The sequence below is a fragment of the Azonexus hydrophilus genome (assembly GCF_038368255.1).
GTDB classification, from domain to species: Bacteria; Pseudomonadota; Gammaproteobacteria; order Burkholderiales; family Rhodocyclaceae; genus Azonexus; species Azonexus hydrophilus.
This window is the reverse complement of record NZ_CP151406.1, coordinates 505,342-529,473: the sequence shown is the minus strand read 5'-3', so window position 1 is coordinate 529,473 and position 24,132 is coordinate 505,342. Positions and strand designations below refer to the sequence as shown.

24 protein-coding genes and 1 other RNA gene are annotated in these 24,132 nt (G+C 62.4%); 4 read left to right on the top strand and 21 right to left on the bottom strand.

From position 1 onward, the window contains the following. The first annotated feature begins 1 nt into the window (after position 1). Positions 2-934, top strand: coding sequence for an exopolyphosphatase (locus AADV58_RS02585; protein ID WP_281982231.1), 933 nt, complete (start codon positions 2-4; stop codon positions 932-934). Positions 935-937: 3 nt separating this feature from the next. Here the strand turns inward: AADV58_RS02585 and AADV58_RS02580 are convergent, their stop codons facing one another. The 5 genes from AADV58_RS02580 to scpA form a co-directional block, all read right to left on the bottom strand. Then, positions 938-1,192 carry a hypothetical protein gene (locus AADV58_RS02580; RefSeq protein WP_028993728.1) on the bottom strand — a complete coding sequence of 85 codons (255 nt, stop codon included), beginning with the start codon at positions 1,190-1,192 and terminating at the stop codon, positions 938-940. A gap of 68 nt (positions 1,193-1,260) precedes the next feature. Next, positions 1,261-3,273, bottom strand: coding sequence for an acetyl-CoA carboxylase biotin carboxylase subunit (accC, locus tag AADV58_RS02575; protein WP_341744002.1), 2,013 nt, complete (start codon positions 3,271-3,273; stop codon positions 1,261-1,263). A 140-nt stretch (positions 3,274-3,413) separates the two neighbouring features. After that, the gene (locus AADV58_RS02570; protein ID WP_341744001.1) at positions 3,414-4,949 is read right to left on the bottom strand and encodes an acyl-CoA carboxylase subunit beta; all 1,536 of its coding nucleotides are present in this window, start codon (positions 4,947-4,949) and stop codon (positions 3,414-3,416) included. Positions 4,950-4,976: 27 nt separating this feature from the next. Continuing rightward, on the bottom strand, positions 4,977-5,987 hold the full coding sequence (meaB, locus tag AADV58_RS02565) for a methylmalonyl Co-A mutase-associated GTPase MeaB (RefSeq protein WP_341744000.1): 1,011 nt from the start codon (positions 5,985-5,987) through the stop codon (positions 4,977-4,979). A gap of 7 nt (positions 5,988-5,994) precedes the next feature. After that, positions 5,995-8,145 carry a methylmalonyl-CoA mutase gene (scpA, locus tag AADV58_RS02560; protein ID WP_341743999.1) on the bottom strand — a complete coding sequence of 717 codons (2,151 nt, stop codon included), beginning with the start codon at positions 8,143-8,145 and terminating at the stop codon, positions 5,995-5,997. Positions 8,146-8,306: 161 nt separating this feature from the next. On the opposite strand from scpA, the gene AADV58_RS02555 reads away from it, so the two are divergent. Further along, positions 8,307-8,978, top strand: a complete 672-nt coding sequence (locus tag AADV58_RS02555; protein ID WP_028993733.1) for a GntR family transcriptional regulator — start codon at positions 8,307-8,309, stop codon at positions 8,976-8,978. 76 nt (positions 8,979-9,054) lie between these two features. Here AADV58_RS02555 and AADV58_RS02550 read toward each other — a convergent pair whose 3' ends face one another. Then, entirely contained in the window at positions 9,055-10,716 is a 1,662-nt protein-coding gene (locus tag AADV58_RS02550; protein WP_028993734.1) for a cation acetate symporter, read from the bottom strand. Continuing rightward, complete coding sequence (locus AADV58_RS02545; RefSeq protein WP_245580480.1) at positions 10,716-11,036, bottom strand: DUF485 domain-containing protein; 321 nt, start codon at positions 11,034-11,036, stop codon at positions 10,716-10,718. Before AADV58_RS02545 ends, AADV58_RS02550 begins: the two co-directional genes overlap by 1 nt. Positions 11,037-11,160: 124 nt before the next feature. Between AADV58_RS02545 and AADV58_RS02540 the strand changes: the two genes are divergently transcribed. Next, positions 11,161-11,940: an enoyl-CoA hydratase/isomerase family protein gene (locus tag AADV58_RS02540; protein WP_028993736.1), complete on the top strand. Its 780-nt coding sequence runs from the start codon at positions 11,161-11,163 to the stop codon at positions 11,938-11,940. A gap of 11 nt (positions 11,941-11,951) precedes the next feature. On the opposite strand, the gene AADV58_RS02535 is transcribed toward AADV58_RS02540, so the two are convergent. From AADV58_RS02535 to dctP, 11 genes are read right to left on the bottom strand one after another with little or no spacing between them, the layout of a single operon-like run. Next, the gene (locus tag AADV58_RS02535; protein ID WP_424243828.1) at positions 11,952-12,761 is read right to left on the bottom strand and encodes a sulfite exporter TauE/SafE family protein; all 810 of its coding nucleotides are present in this window, start codon (positions 12,759-12,761) and stop codon (positions 11,952-11,954) included. A gap of 7 nt (positions 12,762-12,768) precedes the next feature. Beyond that, complete coding sequence (gene mdcH / locus AADV58_RS02530; protein WP_341743998.1) at positions 12,769-13,683, bottom strand: malonate decarboxylase subunit epsilon; 915 nt, start codon at positions 13,681-13,683, stop codon at positions 12,769-12,771. Between the two features lies 1 nt (position 13,684). Beyond that, positions 13,685-14,578 carry a triphosphoribosyl-dephospho-CoA synthase MdcB gene (mdcB, locus tag AADV58_RS02525; RefSeq protein ID WP_341743997.1) on the bottom strand — a complete coding sequence of 298 codons (894 nt, stop codon included), beginning with the start codon at positions 14,576-14,578 and terminating at the stop codon, positions 13,685-13,687. Then, positions 14,571-15,236: a malonate decarboxylase holo-[acyl-carrier-protein] synthase gene (gene mdcG, locus AADV58_RS02520; RefSeq protein WP_341743996.1), complete on the bottom strand. Its 666-nt coding sequence runs from the start codon at positions 15,234-15,236 to the stop codon at positions 14,571-14,573. The genes mdcB and mdcG overlap by 8 nt, the downstream gene beginning before the upstream one ends. A 3-nt stretch (positions 15,237-15,239) precedes the next feature. Beyond that, a complete protein-coding gene (mdcE, locus tag AADV58_RS02515) occupies positions 15,240-15,962 on the bottom strand; it encodes a biotin-independent malonate decarboxylase subunit gamma (protein WP_281982255.1) in 723 nt (240 codons plus the stop codon). Further along, positions 15,959-16,861: a biotin-independent malonate decarboxylase subunit beta gene (locus AADV58_RS02510; RefSeq protein ID WP_281982256.1), complete on the bottom strand. Its 903-nt coding sequence runs from the start codon at positions 16,859-16,861 to the stop codon at positions 15,959-15,961. The genes mdcE and AADV58_RS02510 overlap by 4 nt, the downstream gene beginning before the upstream one ends. Then, on the bottom strand, positions 16,858-17,172 hold the full coding sequence (gene mdcC / locus AADV58_RS02505) for a malonate decarboxylase acyl carrier protein (protein ID WP_341743995.1): 315 nt from the start codon (positions 17,170-17,172) through the stop codon (positions 16,858-16,860). The genes AADV58_RS02510 and mdcC overlap by 4 nt, the downstream gene beginning before the upstream one ends. A gap of 5 nt (positions 17,173-17,177) precedes the next feature. Continuing rightward, on the bottom strand, positions 17,178-18,830 hold the full coding sequence (gene mdcA, locus AADV58_RS02500) for a malonate decarboxylase subunit alpha (RefSeq protein WP_341743994.1): 1,653 nt from the start codon (positions 18,828-18,830) through the stop codon (positions 17,178-17,180). Positions 18,831-18,847: 17 nt separating this feature from the next. Then, complete coding sequence (locus AADV58_RS02495) at positions 18,848-20,188, bottom strand: TRAP transporter large permease (RefSeq protein ID WP_281982262.1); 1,341 nt, start codon at positions 20,186-20,188, stop codon at positions 18,848-18,850. Continuing rightward, complete coding sequence (locus AADV58_RS02490; protein WP_281982264.1) at positions 20,185-20,769, bottom strand: TRAP transporter small permease subunit; 585 nt, start codon at positions 20,767-20,769, stop codon at positions 20,185-20,187. Before AADV58_RS02490 ends, AADV58_RS02495 begins: the two co-directional genes overlap by 4 nt. 49 nt (positions 20,770-20,818) lie before the next feature. After that, a complete protein-coding gene (gene dctP / locus AADV58_RS02485; protein WP_281982266.1) occupies positions 20,819-21,844 on the bottom strand; it encodes a TRAP transporter substrate-binding protein DctP in 1,026 nt (341 codons plus the stop codon). A 191-nt stretch (positions 21,845-22,035) separates the two neighbouring features. Here dctP and AADV58_RS02480 point away from each other — a divergent pair, with 191 nt between their 5' ends. Then, on the top strand, positions 22,036-22,722 hold the full coding sequence (locus tag AADV58_RS02480; protein ID WP_281982268.1) for a GntR family transcriptional regulator: 687 nt from the start codon (positions 22,036-22,038) through the stop codon (positions 22,720-22,722). 6 nt (positions 22,723-22,728) lie between these two features. On the opposite strand, the gene AADV58_RS02475 is transcribed toward AADV58_RS02480, so the two are convergent. The 3 genes from AADV58_RS02475 to AADV58_RS02465 all read right to left on the bottom strand — a co-directional run bounded on the left by AADV58_RS02475 (position 22,729) and on the right by AADV58_RS02465 (position 24,131). Then, entirely contained in the window at positions 22,729-23,529 is an 801-nt protein-coding gene (locus AADV58_RS02475) for a sulfite exporter TauE/SafE family protein (RefSeq protein WP_341743993.1), read from the bottom strand. Positions 23,530-23,600: 71 nt separating this feature from the next. Next, a non-coding RNA gene (gene ssrS / locus AADV58_RS02470) (6S RNA) lies at positions 23,601-23,780 on the bottom strand. Between the two features lie 24 nt (positions 23,781-23,804). Continuing rightward, complete coding sequence (locus AADV58_RS02465; RefSeq protein WP_028993738.1) at positions 23,805-24,131, bottom strand: cell division protein ZapA; 327 nt, start codon at positions 24,129-24,131, stop codon at positions 23,805-23,807. Between the last annotated feature and the right edge of the window lies 1 nt (position 24,132).

Sequence of the window (24,132 nt, the reverse complement as noted above, 5' to 3'; positions counted from 1 at the left end):
CATGACCCAGGAAAAATTCCGCCTCGTCACCCGCAGCGACTTTGACGGCCTCGTCTGCGCCGTCCTGCTGAATGAACTCGATCTGATCGACGACATCAAGTTCGTCCACCCGAAGGACATGCAGGACGGCAAGGTGGACATCACCGGCCGCGACATCACCACCAACCTGCCCTACGTCGCCGCCGCGCATCTGGCTTTCGACCATCACCTGTCGGAAACCATCCGCAACACCGGCGAGCGCAAGAACCACATCATCCATCCGGAAGCGCCGTCGGCAGCCCGCGTTGTCTACGACTACTACGGCGGCAAGCAAGCCTTCCCGCGGATCAGCGACGCGATGATGGAAGCCGTCGACAAGGCCGACGCCGCCCAGTTCTCGCGCGAGGAAATCCTTGAACCGACCGACTGGGTGCTGCTCAACTACCTGATGGATGCACGCACCGGCCTCGGCCGTTTCCGCGAATTCCGCATCAGCAACTACGCGCTGATGATGGATCTGATCAAGTACTGCCGCGACCACGACATCGCCGATATCCTGGCGCTGCCCGACGTGCGTGAGCGGGTTGATCTGTATTTCGAGCATGCTGCCCAGGCCAAGGAACAGATCCAGCGCTGCGCCAAGGTGTACGGCAACCTGGTCGTGCTCGACTTGCGCGACGAGGAAACGATCTACGCCACCAACCGTTTCACCATCTACGCCATGTTCCCGCAGACCAACATCTCGATCCACGTGATGTGGGGCATGCAGAAGCAGAACACGGTATTCGCCACCGGCAAATCCATCCTCGACCGCAGCAGCAAGACCAATGTCGGCGAACTGATGCTGCAGTACGGCGGCGGCGGGCATCAGGCGGCCGGCACCTGTCAGGTCGCCAACGACCAGGCAGAAACGACCTTGCAGGCCCTGATCGCCCGGATCAACGCCGACGGCTGAAAATCAGCCCATAGTCGGAACGAGCGGGGGTGGCTTCATCCCCTGCTCGATCATTTCCGTCTCCACCTTGATGCGCAGCACCAACAGCCCCTGAAGTGACTCCCGGGCCTTGTCATCGGCCCAACTGGCATGATGATCGCGCAGACAGGCATCGATTTCGTGGCGATTGGCCAAGTCGACGCCACAAATCATCGCGTATTTGTGAATTTCGTGATCAAGATCGGCAATTTCCTGCTGATAGTGCTCAAAACCGCTCATGATGCGCTCTCGTAAAAAAAGGCCTGTCCGGGAACAGGCCTTTTTTGCTGTTTGTCGTGAGCAGAAGTTTATTCGAACTCGATGATGATCTGGTCAACCGACAGGCTTTCGCCAACGGCGGCGGAGATCTTCTTGACCTTGCAATCCTGCTCGGCCTTGAGGATGTTCTCCATCTTCATCGCTTCGATGACTGCCAGCTTCTCGCCGGCCTTCACTTCCTGACCGACCTTGACCGCGATGTCGCGCAGCAGGCCGGGCATCGGCGACAGCAGGAACTTCGACAGGTCGGGCGCCGGCTTCTCCGGCATCAGTGCCAGCAGTTCGGCAGCACGGGCGCTCATGACCATGAAGTCGGCGCGCGTGCCCCAGTGGAACAGCGAGTACTTGGTCTTGTGGCGCTCGACCTGCAGCGTGAATTCCTGACCGTTGCAGGTACCGACGAACAGCGACTCGCCCAGCTTCCAGTCGGACAGGATTTCGTAGGGCTGGCCGTTGTACTCGACGTGGTAGCCACCGGGGATCGGACGCGCCGTCACCGGGTGGTTTTCCTTCTGGTCGCCGTTCAGGCGCACCACCATCCACTGATCGCCGACGATGCGCTCATGGCCTTGCAGCTGGCCGCTGATCGAAGCGGAACGGTCGGTGAAGGCGCGATAGACGTAGGCAGCCACCGAGACCAGCAGCGCCGGATCGTCGTGCGGCACCATCGAGGCGTCGAAGCCGGTCGGGTAGTGCTTGGGGATGAAGCCGGTGTCGAAGATGCCGGAGTGGAACACCGGGTGCTGCATCAGCGCGGCCTGGAACGGAATGTTCGAGGAAATGCCGCGGATCACGAAGGCGTTCAGCGCGTCGCGCATGCGGGCAATCGCCGCATTGCGGTCCTTGCCGTGCACGATCAGCTTGGCGATCATCGAGTCGTAGAACATCGAGATTTCGCCGCCGTCGTAGACGCCGGTGTCGACGCGGGTCGTGCCCTGAGCGTCGGTCGTCTCGGCCGGCGGCAGGAATTTGACCAGACGACCGGTGGACGGCAGGAAGCCGCGGAACGGGTCTTCGGCGTTGATCCGGCATTCCATCGACCAGCCGTTGATCTTGACGTCGGCCTGGGTCAGCGGCAGCTTCTCGCCGTAGGCGACGCGGATCATCTGCTCGACCAGATCGAGGCCAGTGATCAGTTCGGTGACCGGGTGCTCGACCTGCAGGCGGGTGTTCATTTCCAGGAAGTAGAACTCCTTGGTCGCGCCGGAGACGACGAATTCGACCGTACCGGCCGATTCGTAGTTCACCGCACGGGCCAGGGCCACGGCCTGTTCGCCCATCGCCTTGCGCATTTCCGGATCGACGAACGGGGACGGCGCTTCTTCGATGACTTTCTGGTGACGACGCTGGATCGAGCAGTCACGCTCGTTCAGGTACACGTAGTTGCCGTGGCTGTCGCCAAGCACCTGGATTTCGATGTGACGCGGTTCAAGCACATACTTCTCGATGAAGACGCGGTCGTCACCGAAGGAGTTGCGGGCTTCGTTGACGCAGGACGAGAAGCCTTCATGGGCTTCGGCGTCGTTGTAGGCCACGCGCAGACCTTTACCGCCGCCGCCGGCGGAGGCCTTGATCATCACCGGATAACCGATCTTCTTGGCGATTTCCACGGCGGCGTCAGGGCCGTCGATGGCATCGTTGTGGCCGGGGATGGTGTTGACCTTGGCTTCGATGGCCAGCTTCTTCGATTCGATCTTGTCGCCCATCTTGGCGATCGAGTAGTGCTTCGGCCCGATGAACTTGATGCCTTCTTCTTCCAGGCGGCGCGAGAACTCGGCGTTTTCCGACAGGAAGCCGTAACCCGGGTGCACCGCTTCAGCGCCGGTCTGCTTGCAGGCGGCGATGATCTTGTCGGCGACCAGATAGGACTCTTTCGAGGCCGCCGGACCGATGCAGACGGCTTCGTCAGCCAGGTCGACGAACAGGGCGTCCTTGTCGGCCTCGGAATAGACGGCGACGGTGGCGATGCCCATCTTGCGGGCGGTCTTGATGACGCGGCAGGCGATTTCACCGCGGTTGGCAATCAGAATCTTTTTAAACATGAGAGACCCTCAATTCGGAGTTACTGAGTAATTTGGGGCGCGCAGGGCGAGGCGGCGACGCTGGCTGCGACGAGACAGTACGCCAGTACGGCGAGGAGCAGACGAGGAAGCCAACGAAGCCATGCGCGATGCCAAATTGCTCAGAGGGGGATGTTGCCGTGCTTGCGCCAGGGATTTTCGAGTTTCTTGTCGCGCAGCATGGCCAGCGAGCGGGCGATCCGCTTGCGGGTGGCGTGCGGCATGATCACGTCGTCGATGAAGCCACGGGCGCCGGCGACGAACGGATTGGCGAACTTTTCCTTGTACTCGGCTTCGCGCTGGGCGAGCTTGGCCGGATCGTTCTTTTCCTCGCGGAAGATGATCTCGACCGCGCCCTTCGGGCCCATGACGGCGATTTCAGCCGACGGCCAGGCGAGGTTGACGTCGCCGCGCAGGTGCTTGGACGACATCACGTCGTAGGCGCCGCCGTAGGCCTTGCGGGTGATGATGGTGACCTTGGGCACGGTGCATTCGGCGTAGGCGTAGAGCAGCTTGGCGCCGTGCTTGATGATGCCGCCGTATTCCTGCGTGGTGCCCGGCATGAAGCCCGGGACGTCGACGAAGGTGACGACCGGAATGTTGAAGGCGTCGCAGAAGCGGACGAAGCGGGCAGCCTTGATCGACGACTTGATGTCCAGGCAGCCGGCCAGGACCAGCGGCTGGTTGGCGACGATGCCGACCGGATGGCCATCCATACGCCCGAAACCGATGATGATGTTCTTCGCGTAGTCGGGCTGGATCTCGAAGAAGTCGTTGTCATCGACGACCTTGATGATCAGCTCCTTCATGTCGTACGGCTTGTTGGCGTTGTCCGGCACCAGGGTGTCGAGCGAATAGTCGAAGCGGTCGACCGGATCGTTGGTCGGCGTGACCGGCGGCTTTTCCTTGTTGTTCGACGGCACGAAATTCATGAAACGACGCAGCATCGACAGCGCTTCGACGTCGTTCTCGAAGGCCAGGTCGGCAACACCGGACTTGCTGGTATGGGTCACGGCACCACCCAGTTCTTCGGCGGTCACGTCTTCGTGGGTCACGGTCTTGACCACTTCCGGACCGGTCACGAACATGTAGGACGAGTCCTTGACCATGAAGATGAAGTCGGTCATCGACGGCGAGTACACCGCGCCGCCGGCGCAGGGGCCCATGATCATCGAGATCTGCGGCACGACGCCGGAGGCCATCACATTGCGCTGGAAGACGTCGGCGTAGCCGCCGAGCGAGGCGACGCCTTCCTGGATGCGGGCGCCGCCCGAATCGTTGAGGCCGATCACCGGGGCGCCGACCTTCATCGCCTGGTCCATGACCTTGCAGATCTTCTCGGCGTGGGTTTCCGACAGCGAGCCGCCGAAAACGGTGAAGTCTTGCGAGAAGACGAAGACCAGACGGCCGTTGATCGTGCCGTAGCCGATGACGACACCGTCACCCGGGGTCTTTTCGGCCTGATCCATGCCGAAATCGACGCAGCGGTGTTCCTTGAACATGTCCCATTCTTCGAAGGAACCCGGATCGAGCAGCAGCTCGAGGCGTTCGCGGGCAGTCAGCTTGCCCTTCTTGTGCTGGCTGTCGATGCGCTTCTGGCCACCGCCGAGGCGGGCCATTTCACGCTTTTTTTCCAGCTGGCGGATGATGTCATGCATAGAAAACTCCCAAAATGGAACGGGTGATCAGTGTTTCAGATAGTCGAGCAGCGCATACGCGGCGGCAGCCGGCGTCGTATGCCCCGACTCGACGGAACGGGTCAGCGCGGGCAGGTTCTCCTGCACGCGCGGATGATTGCGGAAATGTTGGCGCAGGCCGGCGTCGATCAGTTGCCACATCCACGCCAGTGACTGGTGCTGGCGCTTGGCGTCGAACTCGCCGGTCGGCTTGAGCGCGGCCTGGAATTTCTCGACTTCGGCCCAGAACTCGGCGATGCCCTGCTTGTGCAGCGCCGACAGCGCGATCACCGGCGGGGCCCAGTTGGGCGAGGCCGGGCGCAGCATGTGCAGCGCATTACGCCACTGGGCGCGGACGACCGCAGTCGCCTGCTTGTCGATGTCGGCCTTGTTGATGACCACCATGTCGGCGATCTCGACAATGCCCTTCTTGATCGCCTGCAGGTCGTCGCCGGCGTTTGGCAACTGCAGCAGGCAGAACATGTCGACCATGCCGGCCACCGTCGTTTCCGACTGGCCGACGCCGACCGTCTCGATGATGATCACGTCGTAGCCGGCCGCTTCGCAGAGCAGCATGGCTTCGCGCGTCTTCTCGGCGACGCCGCCGAGCGAACCGGCCGACGGACTGGGGCGGATGAAGGCTTCCTCGCGCTGGCTGAGCAACTCCATGCGCGTCTTGTCGCCGAGGATGGAACCGCCAGAGACTGACGACGACGGATCGACGGCGAGCACAGCGAGTTTCTTGCCCTGCTCGATCAACCAGACACCGAGCGCCTCGATGAAGGTCGACTTGCCGGCGCCGGGCACGCCCGAGATGCCGACCCGGATCGCGTTGCCGGTCTTCGGCAGCAACGCGGTCAGCACCTGCTGCGCGCGCTGCTGGTGATCGGCACGGGTCGATTCGATCAGCGTGATCGCCTTGGCCAGCGCCCGGCGCTGACCCTGGCTCACGCCATCGACCAGCTGCCGGTCGGCATCCGAGAGGAGATTCGCCTTCACCGGCGCCTCGTCCAGTTTCATCCCGGCCTTAGCCGCGCGCCTTGCGGATTTCTTCGAGCACGCGCTTGGCCGAATCCTCGATCCGGGTGCCCGGGCCGAAGATCGCCTTGGCACCGGCCGCGTACAGCGCATCGTAGTCCTGCGCCGGAATCACGCCGCCGGCGAAGACGATGATGTCGTCGGCGCCCTGAGCTTTAAGCGACTGGATGATCTGCGGCACCAGCGTCTTGTGGCCTGCGGCCAGCGAGGAGCAGCCGATGGCATGGACGTCGTTCTCGATGGCCTGGCGGGCAGCTTCTTCCGGCGTCTGGAAGAGCGGGCCCATGTCGATGTCGAAACCGAGGTCGGCGTAGGCCGTGGCGACGACCTTGGCGCCACGGTCGTGGCCGTCCTGGCCGAGCTTGGCGATCATGATGCGCGGGCGACGGCCTTCTTCTTCGGCGAACTTGGCGACATCGGCCTTGATTTCTTCCCAGCTTTCCATACCTTCGACGACGCCTCCGTAAACTCCGGAAATGGTCTGGTTATTGGCGCGGAAACGGCCGAAAACCTTTTCCAGCGCATCCGACACTTCGCCGACCGTGGCGCGCAGGCGGATCGCCTTGACGGTCAGGTCGAGCAGGTTGCCTTCACCGCTTTCAGCTGCCTTCGTCAGCGCGTCGAGCGCGGCATTGACGGCGGCGCTGTCGCGGCTGGCGCGAATGCTCTTGAGGCGGGCAATCTGGGCTTCGCGGACGGCGTGGTTGTCGATATCGAGGATGTCGATCGCGTCTTCCTTGGCCAGCTTGTACTTGTTGACGCCGACGATCACGTCCTTGCCCGAGTCGATGCGCGCCTGCTTGTCGGCGGCGCAGGTCTCGACCTGCATCTTGGCCCAGCCGGATTCGACGGCTTTGGTCATGCCGCCCATCGCCTCGATTTCCTGGATGATGCCCCAGGCCTTGTCAGCCATGTCCTGGGTCAGCTTTTCCATCATGTAGGAACCGGCCCACGGATCGATGACGTTGGTGATGTGCGTCTCTTCCTGGATGATCAACTGCGTGTTGCGGGCGATGCGCGCCGAGAACTCGGTCGGCAGCGCGATCGCTTCGTCGAGCGCGTTGGTGTGCAGCGACTGGGTGCCGCCGAAGACCGCCGCCATCGCTTCGATGGTGGTGCGGACGACGTTGTTGTACGGGTCCTGCTCGGTCAGCGACCAGCCGGAAGTCTGGCTGTGCGTGCGCAGCATCATCGACTTCGGGCTCTTGGCCTCGAACTTGGTCATGATGCGGTGCCACAGCAGACGGGCGGCGCGCATCTTGGCGATTTCCAGGTAGAAATTCATGCCGACGGCCCAGAAGAAGGACAGGCGGCCGGCGAAGGTGTCGACATCCATGCCCGAGGCGATGCCGGTGCGCACGTATTCCATGCCGTCAGCCAGCGTGAAGGCCAGCTCGATGGCCTGGTTGGCGCCGGCTTCCTGGATGTGATACCCGGAAATCGAGATCGAGTTGAACTTCGGCATGTGCTGCGCGGTGTAGCCGAAGATGTCGGCGATGATCTTCATCGACGGCTTGGGCGGATAGATGTAGGTGTTCCGCACCATGAATTCTTTGAGGATGTCGTTCTGGATCGTGCCGGACAGCTTGTCCTGGCTGACACCCTGCTCTTCGGCGGCAACGATGTAGCCGGCGAGGATGGGCAGCACGGCGCCGTTCATCGTCATCGACACCGAGACCTTGTCGAGCGGAATGCCGTCGAACAGGATCTTCATGTCCTCGACCGAGTCGATCGCCACGCCGGCCTTGCCGACGTCACCGGTGACGCGGGCGTTGTCCGAGTCGTAGCCGCGGTGCGTGGCCAGGTCGAAAGCCACCGACACGCCCTGGCCGCCGGCGGCCAGCGCCTTGCGGTAGAAGGCGTTGGAGGCTTCGGCAGTGGAGAAACCGGCGTACTGACGGATGGTCCACGGCTTGACCGCGTACATCGTCGGTTGCGGGCCGCGCAGGAAAGGGGCGACGCCCGGCAGGGTATCGGCGAACTCGAGGCTCTCGACATCCTTCTTCGTGTACAAAGCCTTGACCGCAAGGCCTTCGGGGGTATTCCACACCAGGTTGTTGACGTCGCCACCCGGGGACTGCTTGGCCGCAGCCTTTTCCCAGACATCCAGGTTATTGGAATCAAAGAACTTTTCAGACATGAAACACCTCTCGCCGATTCGATTTTTTCGGGCCGATGATGCAGAATTCAAAATTCTACGCTTTCGCACCCGGCTTGACATGGTCAGCCCTACATAATACTGTATCCATAATTATGGAAGCAAGTCGGCAACGCACCGAGCTTGCCCACCGAGACCACACCATCACCATGAATCGCATTGCACCCACCGCGCTTTACCAGGAAGTCGCCGAACGACTGCGGCAACGCATCTTCGCGCACGAACTGACACCCGGCATGTGGATCGATGAGCAAAAGCTCGCCGAACAATATGGCATTTCACGCACCCCGCTACGCGAGGCACTGAAAGTCCTGGCCTCGGAAGGGCTGGTCGAGCTCAAGCCGCGCCGCGGCTGCTACGTCACGGAAATTTCCCGCCGCGACCTCGACGACATCTTCCCGCTGATGGCCATGCTCGAAGGCCGCTGTGCCTTCGAGGCCGTGAAGCGGGCCAAGACCGCCGATCTGGCGGCACTCAAGGCGATTCACGAAAAGCTGGAGTCGGCTGCTCGCGACGGTCGCATCGACGCCTTTTTCGAAGCCAACCAGGAATTTCACAAGAAAATCCAGGAATTGTCCGGCAACCGCTGGCTGCTCTCGGTCATCCAGGACCTGCGCAAGGTGCTGAAACTGTCGCGCCTGCACTCGCTGTCGCTGGAAGGTCGCCTGCAGCAGTCGCTCGACGAGCACCGGGCCATCCTGGCCAGCATGCTCTCCGGCGACGCCGCCAAGGCCGAGCGCGAAATGCACGATCACCTGCTGTCCGGCCGCGAAGCGCTGGCGCGCATGGATGCGCAGAACCTGAAAAGCGCTTGACCTGAAAAACACCTGATACAAAAACAAAACCCCCTGACGAGGCAACTCGTCAGGGGGTTTCTACTTTCAGTACCGCTTAGTGGTTGGATGCAGAGGCTGCACCGAAACCGGTCTGGGCACGCACATACTGGTCGCCGAAGGCTTCCTTCTCGGCCTGCGCGCGAACGCTGGCGTCGCTCGTCGAACCGATCCAGGCCAGCAGGAAGGCGATCGGCATGGCGAACAGGGCCGGCTGGGTGTAGGGGAACAGCGGGGCGGCATTGCCCAGCACGTCGACCCACACCGACTTCGAGAAGAGCACGAACAGCACGGCGGAAACCAGACCGCCGTAACCGCCCCACAGCGCGCCGCGGGTGGTCAGGCCCTTCCAGTACATCGACAGGATCAGCACCGGGAAGTTGGCAGCTGCGGCAACACCGAAGGCCAGGCCGACCATGAAGGCGATGTTCTGCTTTTCAAAGGCGATGCCGAGAACGATGGCAACGAAGCCGAGGCAGATCGTGGCGATCTTGGAAACGCGGATTTCAGCCGCTTCCGAAGCCGTACCCTTCTTGATCACGCGGGCGTAGATGTCGTGCGAGATCGCCGAAGCACCAGCCAGCGCCAGACCCGAAACGACGGCCAGGATGGTGGCGAAGGCCACGGCAGCCAGGAAGCCGAGCAGCATGTCGCCGCCGACCGCCTTGGCCAGGTGCATGGCAACCATGTTGCCGCCACCGATCAGCTTCTTGCCGATTTCGCCGCCTTCGAAGAAATCCGGGTTCTGGCCGACGATGATGATCGCGGTCAGACCCATCAGGAAGATGACGTTGAAGAAGTAAGCCACGAAACCGGAAGCGTAGAGCACCGACTTGCGGGCTTCCTTGGCGTCGGTCACGGTGAAGAAACGCATCAGGATGTGCGGCAGGCCGGCAGTACCGAACATCAGGCCGAGACCCAGCGAGATGGCGGTAATCGGATCGGCGAGCAGGCTGCCCGGATGCATCAGCTTCTCACCCAGCTTGTGCACCGACATCGCCTGGTCCATCACATTGGTAAAGGAGAAGTTGAAGTAGGACATCGCCAGGAACATGACCAGCGTACCGCCGGACAGCAGCATGACGGCCTTGATGATCTGCACCCAGGTCGTCGCGACCATGCCACCGAACGTGACGTAAACCATCATCAGGATGCCGACGGCGAAGATGGCGACGTTGTAGTCCAGACCGAAGAGCAGCTTGATCAGCTGACCGGCACCGACCATCTGGGCGATCAGGTAGAAGCAGACGACGGTCAGCGAGGAGATCGCGGCCATCGTGCGCACCTTGCCCTGGTCGAGGCGATAGGCAGTGATGTCGGAGAAGGTGAACTTGCCCAGGTTGCGCAGGCGTTCAGCCATCAGGAACAGGATGATCGGCCAGCCGGCGAAGAAGCACAGCATGTAGATGTAGCCGTCGTAACCCTGCATGTAGACCATGGCGGTCAGACCGAGCAGCGTGGCGGCCGACATGTAGTCACCGGCAATCGCCAGACCGTTCTGGAAACCGGTGATACCGCCGCCGGCCGTGTAGAAGTCCGACGTCGACTTGGTGCGGCTGGCCGCCCAGTAGGTGATGCCCATGGTCAGCGTCACGAAGATGCAGAACATGATGATGGCGTGCCAGTTGGTCGCCTGCTTTTCGGTCGCACCAACCGCGTCGGCGGCGATGGCGAGGGTGCACAGGCTCAGCAGCCCGAGTGCGGAAACGATCTTGCGCATTACTTGTTCTCCTTCCAGGCTTCACGAACGATCTCTTGCGAGAGCGCGTCGAACTCGGTGTTGGCCTTGCGGACATAAACGGCCGTCAGCACCCAGAAGAAGATAAACATGAAAAGTTCGGCGACCAGGCCGACGGTCCAGCGGGACCCTTCGGCAATCGGCTGGCCCAGCGATTCGGGCGCGAAGGCCACGACCATCACGAAGCCGTAGAACATGGTCAGGACGATGGCTGCCAAGGTCCAGGCGAAACGTCCCCTCTTGGCGACCAGCTCACGGAATTTGGGATTTTCCCGCATCCGCTCATACATAACGCTGCTCATTCTGTTCTCCTTATTAATTAATAATTACCGATGTAAATCGGCCGCAGCATTGTATCTTATATAAGACTTAACAACCTGACGGCATGTAAGACTTTTGCACTAAATGCCGCAAAAACGGAGAACCATGATGGGCAAGATCAATCGGACAAACGAAGGGGAAATCGCCACCCTGACCCTGGACAATCCGGGGAAACTCAACGCCATCGACTTGTCGATGTGGCAGACGCTGAGCCAGTACATGCGCGAGCTGGCCGCCGATCCGGGCATCCGCTGCGTGGTCATCCGCGGTGCCGGCAACGAGGCCTTCGCCGCCGGCGGCGACCTGGAAGAGTTCGTCACCGCCCGGGCAACGCTGGCACAGGCGCTCCACTACCACGGCGAGGTTGCCGCCGCCCTGAATGCCATTGCCGACTGCCCGCATCCGACCGTGGCCCTGATCCAGGGCGCCTGCATCGGCGGCGGCCTGGAAATCGCCGGCGCCTGCGACCTGCGCATCGCCGGCGAAAGCGCGCGCTTCGGCGCACCGATCAACAAGCTCGGCTTCTCGATGTACCCGGGCGAAATGGAAGGCCTGCTGCGTCTTGCCGGGCCGGCGGTGGTCAAGGAAATCCTGCTCGAGGGCCGCATCCTGAACGCCCGCGAAGCCTATGAAAAAGGCCTGCTGACGCGCGTCGTTGCCGACCCGCAGGTCATCGACGAAGCCTATGCCACGGCCCGCCGCATCGGCCACGGCGCCCCGCTGGTCGCGGCCTGGCACAAGCAATGGATCCACCGCCTGCTCGACGGCCGCCCGCTGAGCGACGAAGAAAAAGCCGCGTCCTTCGCCTTCCTCGACACCGAGGACTACCGGGAAGGGCTGGCGGCTTTCCTGGAAAAGCGCAAACCGGTGTTCAAGGCGCGCTGATCAACTGCCGTTCAGTTGCCGTACAAGCGCCACAGCATCTTCACCGAGAGCAGCAGCAGTAAACCGGCGAAAATACGGCGCAATACGCGTATCGGCAGACGATGGGCTAACCGGGCACCGGATTGGGCAGTCAGGACACTGGCGAGCAGGATGATGCCCAGCCCTGGCAAATAGACGAAGCCAAGACTGCCCGGGGGCAGACCCGCATGCCCCCAACCGTTCCAGATGTAACCCAGGGTACCGCCAACAGCAATCGGCAGACCGACCGCCGCCGAGGTGCCGATCGCCTGATGCGGCCGCACATTGCACCAGATCAGGAAAGGCACGGTCAGCGCACCGCCACCGATGGCAACCAGGCTGGAGAAGGCACCGATCACACCACCCGCCAGACTGAGGCCGGGCCAACCGGGCAGGCGGCGTCCCGGCTGCGGGCGCCGCTCGGCGATCATCTGCCCGGCGACGAAGAGCATGAAGCCGACAAACAGGATCGACAGCGTCCGCGACGAGACGAAGGCAGCCAACTGGGCGCCGAGCAGCGTCCCGAGCAGGATACCCGGCGTCAGCCGGCGCATCACCGGCCACAGCACTGCCTGGTGGGCATGATGGGCACGCAGGCTGGACAAGGCAGTGAACAGGATGGTGGCCATTGAGGTCCCGAGCGCCAGGTGCAGCACTTCACGGGCCGGAAAACCCTGTTCGGCAAACAGGATGGCCAGCATTGGCACCACCACCACGCCACCACCAACACCGAGCAGGCCGGCGAAAAACCCGGCAACGCCCCCGGTCAGCAGATAGGCTGCAATCACCGCAAAGGACATCATGCCTCGCTCAACCGGCACATGATTCGATCCAGTGAACGATGCCGTCATCACTACGGAAATCGTCGCAGGCCCGTGCCGGAATTTCCGGCGCCAGTTCGACAAACAGACGGGTCAGGGCATTGCCGGGGCCGATTTCGAGCACAGCATCCGGCTGTAGTTCGCGCACTGACTGCAGGCAGGCTGCCCAGTCCAGTGGTGTGGCAATCTGGCGCCCCAGTGCGGCGAGCGCCGGGCGTACCGTGCGCGCCGCCGTCCCGTCGACAGCGCCAAGGACCGGAAAGGCCAAGCGAGCATCGGGCATGTGCGCCAGACGCTCGGCAAAAGCCACCGCAGCACCAGCCAGCAAGGGGGTGTGCGATGGCGTCTGCACCGCCAGCGGGACCAATCGGCTGGCGCCGGCCGCCAGCAGGCGGTCGCTGATGCTGACAATACCGGACCGTGGCCCGGCCAGCACCAGGTGGCGCGGCGCATTGCGGATCGCCACCGCCAGTCCGGCCTCGGCGGCCAGGCTTGCAACCAGCGCTTCATCGAGCCCGAGCACCGCCAGCATGCCGTGCTCGCCGGCAGCAGCAGCATCCATCAAGGCCGCCCGCTCAGCACACAGGGCGAGGCCGTCGCTGGCGGAAAATGCCCCGGCCGCGCAGCAGGCCGCCATCTCGCCCAGCGAATAGCCAGCGGCACAGATTGGTCGTGGCAAACGGTCGCGCAGACGGTGCCAGGACATCATCTGCTGGACAAAGATCAACGGCTGGGCGATCCGGTTACGGGCAAGCATTTCCGGGCTTGCTAGCCGGCCTTCGCCGATGGTCGGCAAAGCCCGAAGCAAAGCGGCGCGCAGTTCCCCGGCAACACCATGGTCAACCTGCCGCCAGTGTTCCGGCGTCTGCCCACCCTGGCCGCTGAAGAGGAGGGCAAGACGCATCTCAGTACAGGCCGTCCACTTCGGCCAGGAACAAGGTGACGCCGAGCAGATCGGCGCTGCCACCGGGACTCAGCCGACGGGCGACGAAAGCGCGGTCGATGGCGACTGCATGAGCGCGCCAGTCAGTGGCCAGGACCCCGCCGACGGCGAGAAAACCGGCGGCCAGCTGACGGCCGAAACTCAGTCCCTGGCGACCACCACGCCACAGCAGATTGCTGTCATCCAGCCCGGCCATCAGCGAGAACAAGGCCTGTATCGCAGCCCGTTCGCTATCGCCGGTTTCGGTCAGAATCCGGCGATAGGCCGGGAGGCCAAGTTCCAAAGCCGCCGGAAAACCGGCCGCCGCTTCCTGACGGGCGCCGCCGCAGCCGTATCGACGGGCAACAACCAGACCGTTGCTGGCGGCATCGGCAGCGCTCGGAGCCGCCAAACCGTCCAGGATTTCCTCGCCCCAGCGCTCACTGACCGTACGGCACACGGCCGCCGCTTCCAGTCTTTCACCGGCAGCTGCAAGCAGGCCGCCCGCCGCACAGAGCAGGCCGAGATTGAAAATGGCGCCGCGATGCGTATTGACGCCCCCGGTAGCCGTCAACATGCGCTGTTCGGCAGCGATGCCGAGTGCCTGCAAAGGCGCCAGCGCAGGCGCCTGCTGGCCACATTCCGCGATGGCCGGGAAGTAGTCGCGTAACGCCTGCAGGCTGCGGACGAAGGTGACGAAATCCATGTCGTCATGACTGCCCGGGCTGTCCGGACAGACCAGCCCGGGCTTGGGCGACAGTGCTGCCTCACGGTACAGGCTGCGAATGGCCAGCCGGCCGATCCGTGCCGGCAAATCGGCCATGTCACCCGGCTCGAGCTGATGGGACGCTGTCGCCAGCAGGGCGGATTCAGACATGGCAGGGCTCCGGCAGCAAGGTGGCGACGAGGTTTTCGAGCGGTTGCAGGCCAACTTCCCGCGCCCCTTTGACAAGCACCGGGGCGGCCGGGGTTTTCAGCTTGGCAACAATCTCGCGCCAGGCGACGGCCCGACCATCGGGAAAGCGGATTTCGCCATCGAGCTGGCAGCTCAAGCCTTCCGCTGCACGCTGCAGGGCCGCCAGCATGGTGTCGAATTGCGCTGGCGTAGCCACATCGCAGATCAGATCGATATCGGAGCCGGCATGACGGTAGGCCTCGCCACTCAAGGCCTCCCAAGCCAGCGAACCGTAGACGCCAAGCATCGCCGAGCAGGCCTCGGCTCGCCCGGCCAACTCCCGCAGTGGTGCGGCCTGATCAGCCGGCAGGTGAGGCAGGCAGTCGGCAACGGTCAGCGCTGGCCGGCAGCGGGCAACGGCCGATGGTGCGACCAGGATGGACAAGCGCTGCCGATTGAAAGCCAGTGGCAGGGCCAGACCGAGCAGCAGTACCTGGTCATCCGGCTGGCGAGCCACCACCAGCGGCCGCCCGCCAGCAATCCAGCGCTCTGCAGCCTGCCACAGCGGGGAGCCAGCGGCAGCGCAGGGAGAATCCCAGGCTGCCTCCGGATGGAGATAGACGAGATCGTGGCGGAGCATGATTCAGGCGCCGGCGGTCGCGTTCTGCACAGTCGTGGCAATGTCCGACGCCAGCAGGCGGCCGCCGCGACTCAGGCCTGTGCCCTGACGCTGGTCACCGGCACTCACCGCTTTCCGGGCCGCGCTCAGGGCATCACCAAGCAAGTCCGCCGACGGTGCCGGCCAGATGGCCGCGATGCCACCCATACGCACATAGCTCTCGGCACCGGGCGCGAAAATCGGCGACGTTCCCGCCAGTTCGACCAGGCGTTCGTGGGCGATCTTGGTCACCCGCGACATCGCCCGCAGATCCATTACCCGCACCTGGGCATCGGCCAGCGCATAAGCCTGATCGGCCATCAACCCGAAGGAAAGGAAACCGCCACTGACGGCATTGGCGGTAACCAGACTGAGCGATGGATGCCCCTGACGCCGGGCGAAATCGACGCAACTGGCCAAATGCGCCAGCGAGCCGTTCAGACACAGCAATTCCTGGCTGCGCGACAGCGCCTGGCCGCTGGTATCGACGAGAAAGATCAGCGGCCGGCCGGGGTGGCGCTCGACGGTGTCGAGGACGAAACCTGACAGGGCCAGCGCCATGGCGTGGTCAATCGCCGCCGCGTCGGTGGTGCCGAGCACGGCGACCGTACCCTGGGCAGTCGTTGCTTCACCGGTGATCACCTGGTTGGCAACGGCGACCGTGTGACCGGCCGGGAACAGCGCGTCGAGAATGTCGTTGAGACTCATGTCGGCAATCCTTCCTTCAAGGCGACCAGGCTGTCGCGGTCGAGCAGCGGCACACTGTCCGGCCGAGCGATGCCGAGCGCCGCCCAGACCTGAAGGCCATCGCGGTACGTGGCGTAGGCGGCGAGGCGATTTTCCAGTGCCTGCTGGCTGGCCCGCAGTTGGGCGAGACCCGGCGCGGCTTCCTGCCAGCCGGCAAGAAGTTTGGCGACGCCGGTACGAAAGGCCGGGATGTCATCTTCCACCAGCTCGGCGCAATCGCCCATCAGGTAGCGATGCTTGCCGCCGGTGACGCGCCAGACCAGCGCCCGGTCCTTGGCGTCGAATTCCTCGACCCCGGCCACCGTTTCGATGACCTCCGGCCCGGACAGCGCCAGCCGGCCCTCTTCGGAGATGATGATGGCCGAACACAGCTTGGCGACGATGCCCATGCCGCCAAAGGCGCCGCAACTGCCACCGACCAGCGCAATGACCGGAACACCGGCAGCACGGGCATCGAGCACGGCGCGCATGATTTCGGAAATGGCGATCAGCCCGGCATTGGCTTCGTGCAGACGAACGCCGCCGGAATCGATGAGGAAGAGCACGGCGGCCGGCTTTTCCTGCACCGCGCGACGGAGCAGGCCGACGATCTTGGCACCGTGGATTTCTCCGACCGCCCCGCCCATGAACTGGCCTTCCTGGGCGATGGCAAAAATCGGTTTTTTTTCCAGTTGACCGTAGCAAACGACCACCCCGTCATCAAAGGCACCGGGCAGGTCAAGCATCGCCAGATGCGGGCTGGGCTGCGATTCGGCGGGTGGCAGGATTTCGGCAAAGCTGCCCGGATCGAGCAGGCCGGCCAGGCGGGCCCGGGCGGTCGCCTCGAACCAGCTGTGGCGTGAAGCAAGTGACGGGATCATTGGCCACCTCCCTGATATTCGGCCAGCGCCTGAGCCAGACGCAAGGTGACGACAGCGGGCGTCGCCCCCATGTCGTTGATCGCGATCTCGGTACCCCCCGCCGCGTGGCCGGCAGCAAAGCTGCCGAGCACCGCCTGCCAGGTGTCGCCAAAACCACGCGCCGAGGTCTTGATGCTGACCCGGCAAGCAGCCGGCTCACCGCCGGTCTTGATCAGGATTTCCAGGTTACCGGAACCGACCACGCCACACAGCGCGGGATCGGCAACGCGGGATACCGGTTTGGAAGCGAAACGAAAGTCGAGTGTTTCCATGGTGGTCACCAGTTGCGGAAGTGTGAAGGGGGGGCGTACAGGCCGCCCGACCAGCGCACCAGATCCTTGACGGAACGGGCGGCGAGCAGGTCGCGCGTCGCCTGACGCGGGTCGATGCCGAGATCTTCAGCGCGGCGGATGATGCCGCGGTCGCGCAGGTTCTCGACCATCGCCTGGTCGCGCGCCATGCCCACCGGCGTGAAGCCGGCGACGCCGCGGATCGCCTGCTCACGCTCTTCCGGCGAGCGGCAGAGCAGCAGGTTGGCGATGCCTTCCTCGGTGACGATGTGGCTGACGTCGTCGCCGTAGATCATGATTGGCGGCAGTTCGGCGCCCATCATTTTCTGCAGCTTCCACGCGTCGAGCTCCTCGACGAAGACCGGCGCCATGTGCTCGCGGAAGGTTTCGACCATCTGCACCACCAGCTTGCGGCCGCGAATGGCGTTCGGCCCGGCCGCCTCGCGCCCGGCTTTCAGCCAGGCCGGGCTGGCGTGACGCCGGCCGTGCGGATCGGAACCCATGTTCGGCGCGCCGCCGAAGCCGGTGATCCGCCCCAGCGTCGCCGTCGAACTGTTGCCGGCCAGGTCCATCTGCAAGGTCGAACCGATGAACATGTCGCAGGCGTAGAGGCCGGCCGTCTGGGAAAACGCCCGGTTCGAGCGCATGCTACCGTCGGCACCGGTGAAGAAGACGTCGGAACGGGCTGAGATATAGGCGTCCATGCCGACTTCCGAACCGAAGCAGTGCACCGATTCGACAAAACCGGATTCGATGGCCGGGATCAGCGTCGGGTGCGGATTGAGCGCCCAGTGCGTGCAGATCTTGCCCTTCAGGCCGAGCTCGGCGGCGTAGGTCGGCAACAGCAGCTCAATCGCCGCCGTGTCGAAACCGATGCCGTGATTCAGGCGCGTCACGCCGTATTCGGCGTAGATGCCCTTGATCGCCATCATCGCCATCAGCACCTGCACTTCGGTGATCTGCGCCGGGTCGCGGGTGAACAGCGGCTCGATGTAGTTCGGCTTCGGCGCCAACACCGTGAAATCGACCCAGTCGGCCGGCACGTCGACACGCGGCAGCTTGTCTAGGCGCTCATTGACCTGGGCGATGACGATGCCACCCTTGAACGCGGTCGCCTCGACGATGGCCGGCGTATCTTCGGTGTTCGGCCCGAGGTAGAGATTACCCTCGGCATCTGCCGCCTGCGCCGCGATCAACGCGACGTTCGGTGTCAGGTCCATGAAGTAGCGGCCGAACAGTTCGAGATAGGTGTGAATCGCCCCGATCTCGATGCGCTGTTCCTGGACCAGCTTGGCCAGGCGGGCGCCCTGCGGGCCGCTGAAAGAAAAGTCGAGGCGGTTTGCCAGGCCGCGCTCGAAAAGGTCCACATGGCTCGGTAGCGCCAGGACAGACTGGACCATCTGGAGTTGATTGATACGCGCCGGATCGCAATCGGCCAGCGACTCGGCGAGAAAATCTGCCTGCTTCTGGTTGTTGCCTTCCAGACAGACACGGTCGCCGGGCTGAATGACCGCTTCCAGCAGATCGATGATGCGTTCGGCCGGGATCGCTTTGCCGAGCCCGAGACCTGCCGCCCTTTCGAGGCGGCGGCGGCGGCTCTGGCGCAAGCTGTCCCAGTTGCGGGGGAGAGGTGCGTTCATGATGATCTTTCCGTCACTCAGGAGCCGGCGTACTGCGACGGCAGCCAGGTGGCGATTTCCGGGAAGATGCACAGCAGCACGATGCCGAGTGCCATCAGCCCGAGGAAAGGCAGGGTGCCCCACATGATTTGCTTGAGCTTGACGTCGGGCGCGATGCCGCTGATGACAAATAGATTGAGCCCGACCGGTGGTGTCACCAAGCCCATTTCCATATTGATGGTCATGATCACGCCGAACCAGATCAGGTCGATATCGAGGGCGACCAGCGCCGGCAGCAGCACCGGGGTGACCATCAGGATGATGGCGACCGGCGGCAGGAAGAAGCCGAGGACCAGCAGCATCACATTAACCCAGAGCAGAAACTCCCATTTGCTCATACCCAGCGATACGATCCAGGCGGCCGCCGACTGGGTGATGTGCAGGTAGCTCATCACGTAGGTGTAGAGGAAGGACATGGCGATGATCATCATGATCATCGACGACTCGCGGGCAGTACCTGAGAGGATCACCTTCATGTCGGACCAGCGCCAGCAGCCGTAGATGGCCATGACCATCAGCATGGCGCCGAAAGCACCAATGCCGGCAACTTCGGAAGGCGTCGCCCAACCGTCATAGAGGGCGACCATGACGACCAGGATCAGCCCGAGGAAAGGCAGCAGCCGCGGCAGGATTTCCAGCTTTTCCTTCCAGCTATAGAACTCCACGGGCTCGGCAGCCATGCCGGTCGCCTTGAGGTTGAGCAAGCGCTCGCTCTTCTCTGCCCAGGACTTGTACATTACCCAGATAGCGAACAGGGTAGTCAGCAGCAATCCCGGCCCAACACCAGCCATGAACAGCTTGCCAATCGATTGCTCGGTGGCCAGACCGTAGAGGATCAGTGTCAGCGATGGCGGAATCAGGATACCCAAGGTGCCACCAGCAGCGATCAGGCCGGTGGCCAGGCGCTCGGAATAACCCCGCTTGCGCATTTCAGGAATACCGGCCGAACCGATCGCCGCGCAGGTCGCGGGCGACGAACCACACATTGCCGAGAACACCGAACAGGCCAGCGTATTGGCTAGCCCGAGGCCACCCGGTACCTTGTACAGCCAGCGGTTCAAGGAGTTGTACAAGTCAGCACCGGCTCGGGACTTGCCGATTGCCGCGCCCATCAGGATGAACAAGGGAATGGTCAGCAGCGTGAAGCTGTTCAGCTCCGAGAAGATGGTCTCGGCAATGATGCTCAACTGCGCCGCCGGCATGAAGAAATACATAAAAATCACCGCGACCGAACCCAGGGCGAAGGCAATCGGCATGCCGGAGAAAAGAAAAACGAAGGTGGCCAACCCATACATCAGGCCCATTTGTCCGACGCTCATTTTTGCGCTCCTTCGTCGTCATGCTGGATGCGTTCGATAGCCACCTGAATGGCGGCGTTGTGCTCCTTCGGCGGTTGGTGCGAGCGCATGGCTTCCGGCAGCGAGTCCTCGATAAATTGGACAAAGATCTGCAGGGTCAGCGAGGTCATGCCGACGGCCATAGTGGCGAACACCGGCCACATCTTTGGCGCCCATGAAGTGTCGCTCATCCGTCCTTCGTCCCAGGCCTCATAAAATAGATGCCAGCAATGCCAGGTGATGAAGGCACAGAACATGAAAGACGCAAGGTCCGACAAAGCCATGCGCCATTGCGTCCAACTGCGCGGCATGACTTCATCGAGAATTTCGATGGGCACATGCCCACGATTGAGTTGGGTATGCGCAGCCGCCAGGAAGCTGGAAGCGATCAACAGCATCACACAGAACTCGATTTCCCAGTCGGTCGGCCAGGCAAAGAAATAACGGACAGCGACCTCGAAGACGAGGACACCGCTGGAGATAACGATCAGGAAAGCCGACAGGTAACCTGTCGCGATATTGAAGACCTTGACTGCACGGCTGATGAAATATCCGGGGCTCATGATTCACCTCGAGAAAAAATGAGGGGCCGGGCCTTGCCCGGCCCTGGGATCACTTGACCGACAACGCCATGTCGAGCAGTTCGCGGCCACCCTTGATGTTCTCGGCGAAATCCTTGAACGCGGTCTGTTCGGCGACAGCACGCCAGGCGGCGAAGGCCTTGTCATCCATGTCGGCGACCTGAGCCCCTGCCTTGGCATAGATATCGGCCATCCGCGCGTCGTCCTTCTTCGACTCCTCGACACCGAACTGCTCAAGGCTGGCGCCGACTTCGCTGACGATCTTCTGCTGCTCGGGCGTCAGCGAGTCGTAAAGGCTCTTGGAAATGAGCAGCGGCTCGAACATGAACCAGAAGCTGTTCTTGCGCGCCGTCGTCACGTATTTGGCGAATTCGTAGAGGCGGAAACTGATCAGCGAGGTACTGGAAGTCAAGGCCGCATCGAGTACGCCCGATTGCATGGCACTGTAGATTTCCGACGACGGCATGCCGGTCACGGCGGCGCCGGCCCCCTTCAACATCTGGTCCATTTCTTTGCTACCACCACGGAACTTCAGCCCCTTGGCGTCGTCCGGCACAACCACCGACTTCTTGCCCGAAGCGATACCACCCGCTTGCCAGACCCAAGTGAGTATCTTGATATTTTTTTCCGCGAGAATTCGATCCAGCTCCTTGCCGATCGGTGCATTTTTCCAGCGCATGCCCTGCTCGTAACTGGTGACCAGAGTCGGCATCAGGGTCAGGTTGACCGCCGGAATCTCGCCACCGCCATAAGCCAGCGGCACCAGGCTCATGTCCAATGCACTCTTGCGCAGGGCACCGATCTGGCTGTTCGTCTTCATCAGAGAACTGCCCGGGTAGATCTCGAATTTCAAGCTGCCTTTGCTCTGCTTCTCGACTTCGGCGGCGAATCGGCGAACCAGACGGTCGCGAAAATCACCGTCTTCACTGGTCGCCGCCGGGAACTGGTGCGAAATCTTGATGACACGCGGCGCCTGGGCGTGAGCCGCCGGCAACGCAAAAGTCAGAGCTGCTGCAGCAATGGCCAGCGTAAAGTGGCGCTTGGTTTTGCTAATCATGGATGTCTCCTCCTGGGTTGATTACGCATGGACGGTGATACCTCGCTGACCGGCTGGCTTATCCTTTGGAAGGAATACCGCACTCTTGTTTGTGTTCAAAAACCACCGTTGTGTATACAAGATATCAAATATTAAATACTAGTCAACTAATTTCGTATAATGTAATCATTGCTACTTTCCGGAGCACCATCGTGAACAGCACAACCGAAATTCCCGCCACCACCCGCCAATCAGAACGCCTGGGTGAGTTGATAGAGGAACGCATCGTCACCGGCGTTTACCCCCCCGGTACACGGCTGGATGAACAGGAACTGGCCGATACCTTCGGCGTCTCGCGAACGCCGGTGCGGGAAGCGTTGATCCAGCTTTCATCGGTCGGCCTGATCGAAATCAGACCGCGGCGGGGAGCAACGGTGCCCGAAGTGGGTGCAGACCGGGTCTGTGAAATGTTCGAGGTGATGGCCGAACTGGAAGCCATGTGCGGTCGCCTGGCCGCACGGCGGATCACGCCTGACGAACAGACAGCGCTACAGGAGGCGCACCGCGCCTGCGAAGCGGCACGCGATGCCAACACGCCGGATATCTATTACCAGTTGAATGAAGTATTTCACCAGCGCATCTACGAAGCCAGCCACAACGGCTTTCTGGTCGAGCAGGCAACAGCCCTGCACCGCCGGCTACGTCCCTACCGGCGTCTGCAGTTGCGGGTACGCAACCGGATGGCGACCTCGTTCAACGAACACCAGGCCATCGTCGACGCCATCATCAAGGGCGACAGCGATCTCGCCTCGGCACAACTGCGCGCCCACGTGACGGTTCAGGGCGAGCGCTTCGCCGACCTCGTTGCCACCTTGCGCGACTTCAAGGCCGGCGCCTGATCGACTTCAGCCGATCAGGCTGTGCAGCATCTTGGTGGCAAGCAGCGCCAGGAAACCGCCAAAGGCCCGCTTCAATTGCTTGACCGGCAGCTTGTGCGCCAGCTTGGCGCCGACCGGCGCCATCAGGATGCTCATCGCAACGATGCCGATGAAGGCCGGCAGGTAGACATAGCCGAAGGAATAGGCCGGCAGTCCGCTATCGCTCCAGCCAGCGACGATATAACCAACAGCACCGGCAACAGCGATCGGGAAGCCGAGCGCCGACGATGTACCGACGGCATTGTGGATCGCCACATTGCAGAACAGCATGAACGGTACCGACAGAAAACCGCCACCGGCCGCGACCAGGCTGGAAATTACGCCGATCACACCGCCAGCGACGAAACGCCCCAGGTTGCCTGGCATCTGACGATGGGCGTGCGGTTTGAAATCGAGCATCATCTGCAACGACGCGTAATAGACGATGACGACAAAAATCGCAGTCATTGGCCCGGTCGGTACCTGGCCTGCAACCAGCGAACCGCCAAAGGTACCAAGCACCAAACCCGGCGCCATGGTCCGGACAATATCCCAACGCACTGCTCCGTGCGCATGGTGGGCGCGCATGCTGGAAATCGATGTAAACACGATCGTCGCCATCGAAGTACCCAGGGCCAAGTGCATGACATGGTCGGTTGGAAAGCTCTGGGCAACAAACAACATGTACATGAAGGGCACCAGCGTCAGACCGCCACCGACACCAAACAAACCGGCGACAAAACCACCAAAAATGCCCAGCAAGGGATACGTTAGCCACCAAATCGTCATGATCGGAGATATTCGTTGAAGCTGACAACCAAAAATGAAAACAGGTGGCAGAAGCTGCCACCTGTTTGGTAAAAGTCCCCGCGAGTGCCGTCAGGCCGGCATCCTGAACCTGGGTTCAGAGTGGCTGCTTTCCTTCCGCATCAGGCACATTCGACGAAGAACGCGCACAACAGCGGAGTCTTGGTCCGCAACCGATGCCAATCAGCATTGGTTCAAGGAATATATGGCCTTAACAAACACCGCAGGGAACACTCGGCGGGCAATCCCGCAGCGACTCAGAGATCCAGTTGCTGCTGGGGTGCCAGCACGGCATCGAGCCGTGCTCCCATGTCTTCGATTCTACGCTTCGTGTCGGTCGACGCAAGCGCTTCTTCGGCAGCCTCGCCAGCCGGCGCCGCCAGGCGTTCGTGGGCGATGTTCAGCGCGGCCATCACCGCCACGCGTTCGGCGATGGTGCTCTTGGTCTTCTGGGCGATTTCGCGCATCTTGTTGTCGACCAGATCAACCGCTGCCAGCAGCGCATCGCGCTCCTCCGGCCGGCAGGCAACGCGGTATTCGCGGCCCATGATCTTGACGTCGAGGAAATTCTGCTCGGCACTCATC

Bases quoted from the DNA above. Each gene is read 5' to 3' on its own strand.
- AADV58_RS02585 (WP_281982231.1), top strand. From the start codon at position 2: ATGACCCAGGAAAAATTCCGCCTCGTCACCCGCAGCGACTTTGACGGC.
- AADV58_RS02580 (WP_028993728.1), bottom strand. From the start codon at position 1,192: ATGAGCGGTTTTGAGCACTATCAGCAGGAAATTGCCGATCTTGATCAC.
- accC (WP_341744002.1), bottom strand. From the start codon at position 3,273: ATGTTTAAAAAGATTCTGATTGCCAACCGCGGTGAAATCGCCTGCCGC.
- AADV58_RS02570 (WP_341744001.1), bottom strand. From the start codon at position 4,949: ATGCATGACATCATCCGCCAGCTGGAAAAAAAGCGTGAAATGGCCCGC.
- meaB (WP_341744000.1), bottom strand. From the start codon at position 5,987: ATGAAACTGGACGAGGCGCCGGTGAAGGCGAATCTCCTCTCGGATGCC.
- scpA (WP_341743999.1), bottom strand. From the start codon at position 8,145: ATGTCTGAAAAGTTCTTTGATTCCAATAACCTGGATGTCTGGGAAAAG.
- AADV58_RS02550 (WP_028993734.1), bottom strand. From the start codon at position 10,716: ATGCGCAAGATCGTTTCCGCACTCGGGCTGCTGAGCCTGTGCACCCTC.
- AADV58_RS02545 (WP_245580480.1), bottom strand. From the start codon at position 11,036: ATGAGCAGCGTTATGTATGAGCGGATGCGGGAAAATCCCAAATTCCGT.
- AADV58_RS02540 (WP_028993736.1), top strand. From the start codon at position 11,161: ATGATGGGCAAGATCAATCGGACAAACGAAGGGGAAATCGCCACCCTG.
- AADV58_RS02535 (WP_424243828.1), bottom strand. From the start codon at position 12,761: ATGATGTCCTTTGCGGTGATTGCAGCCTATCTGCTGACCGGGGGCGTT.
- mdcH (WP_341743998.1), bottom strand. From the start codon at position 13,683: ATGCGTCTTGCCCTCCTCTTCAGCGGCCAGGGTGGGCAGACGCCGGAA.
- mdcB (WP_341743997.1), bottom strand. From the start codon at position 14,578: ATGTCTGAATCCGCCCTGCTGGCGACAGCGTCCCATCAGCTCGAGCCG.
- mdcG (WP_341743996.1), bottom strand. From the start codon at position 15,236: ATGCTCCGCCACGATCTCGTCTATCTCCATCCGGAGGCAGCCTGGGAT.
- mdcE (WP_281982255.1), bottom strand. From the start codon at position 15,962: ATGAGTCTCAACGACATTCTCGACGCGCTGTTCCCGGCCGGTCACACG.
- AADV58_RS02510 (WP_281982256.1), bottom strand. From the start codon at position 16,861: ATGATCCCGTCACTTGCTTCACGCCACAGCTGGTTCGAGGCGACCGCC.
- mdcC (WP_341743995.1), bottom strand. From the start codon at position 17,172: ATGGAAACACTCGACTTTCGTTTCGCTTCCAAACCGGTATCCCGCGTT.
- mdcA (WP_341743994.1), bottom strand. From the start codon at position 18,830: ATGAACGCACCTCTCCCCCGCAACTGGGACAGCTTGCGCCAGAGCCGC.
- AADV58_RS02495 (WP_281982262.1), bottom strand. From the start codon at position 20,188: ATGAGCGTCGGACAAATGGGCCTGATGTATGGGTTGGCCACCTTCGTT.
- AADV58_RS02490 (WP_281982264.1), bottom strand. From the start codon at position 20,769: ATGAGCCCCGGATATTTCATCAGCCGTGCAGTCAAGGTCTTCAATATC.
- dctP (WP_281982266.1), bottom strand. From the start codon at position 21,844: ATGATTAGCAAAACCAAGCGCCACTTTACGCTGGCCATTGCTGCAGCA.
- AADV58_RS02475 (WP_341743993.1), bottom strand. From the start codon at position 23,529: ATGACGATTTGGTGGCTAACGTATCCCTTGCTGGGCATTTTTGGTGGT.
- AADV58_RS02465 (WP_028993738.1), bottom strand. From the start codon at position 24,131: ATGAGTGCCGAGCAGAATTTCCTCGACGTCAAGATCATGGGCCGCGAA.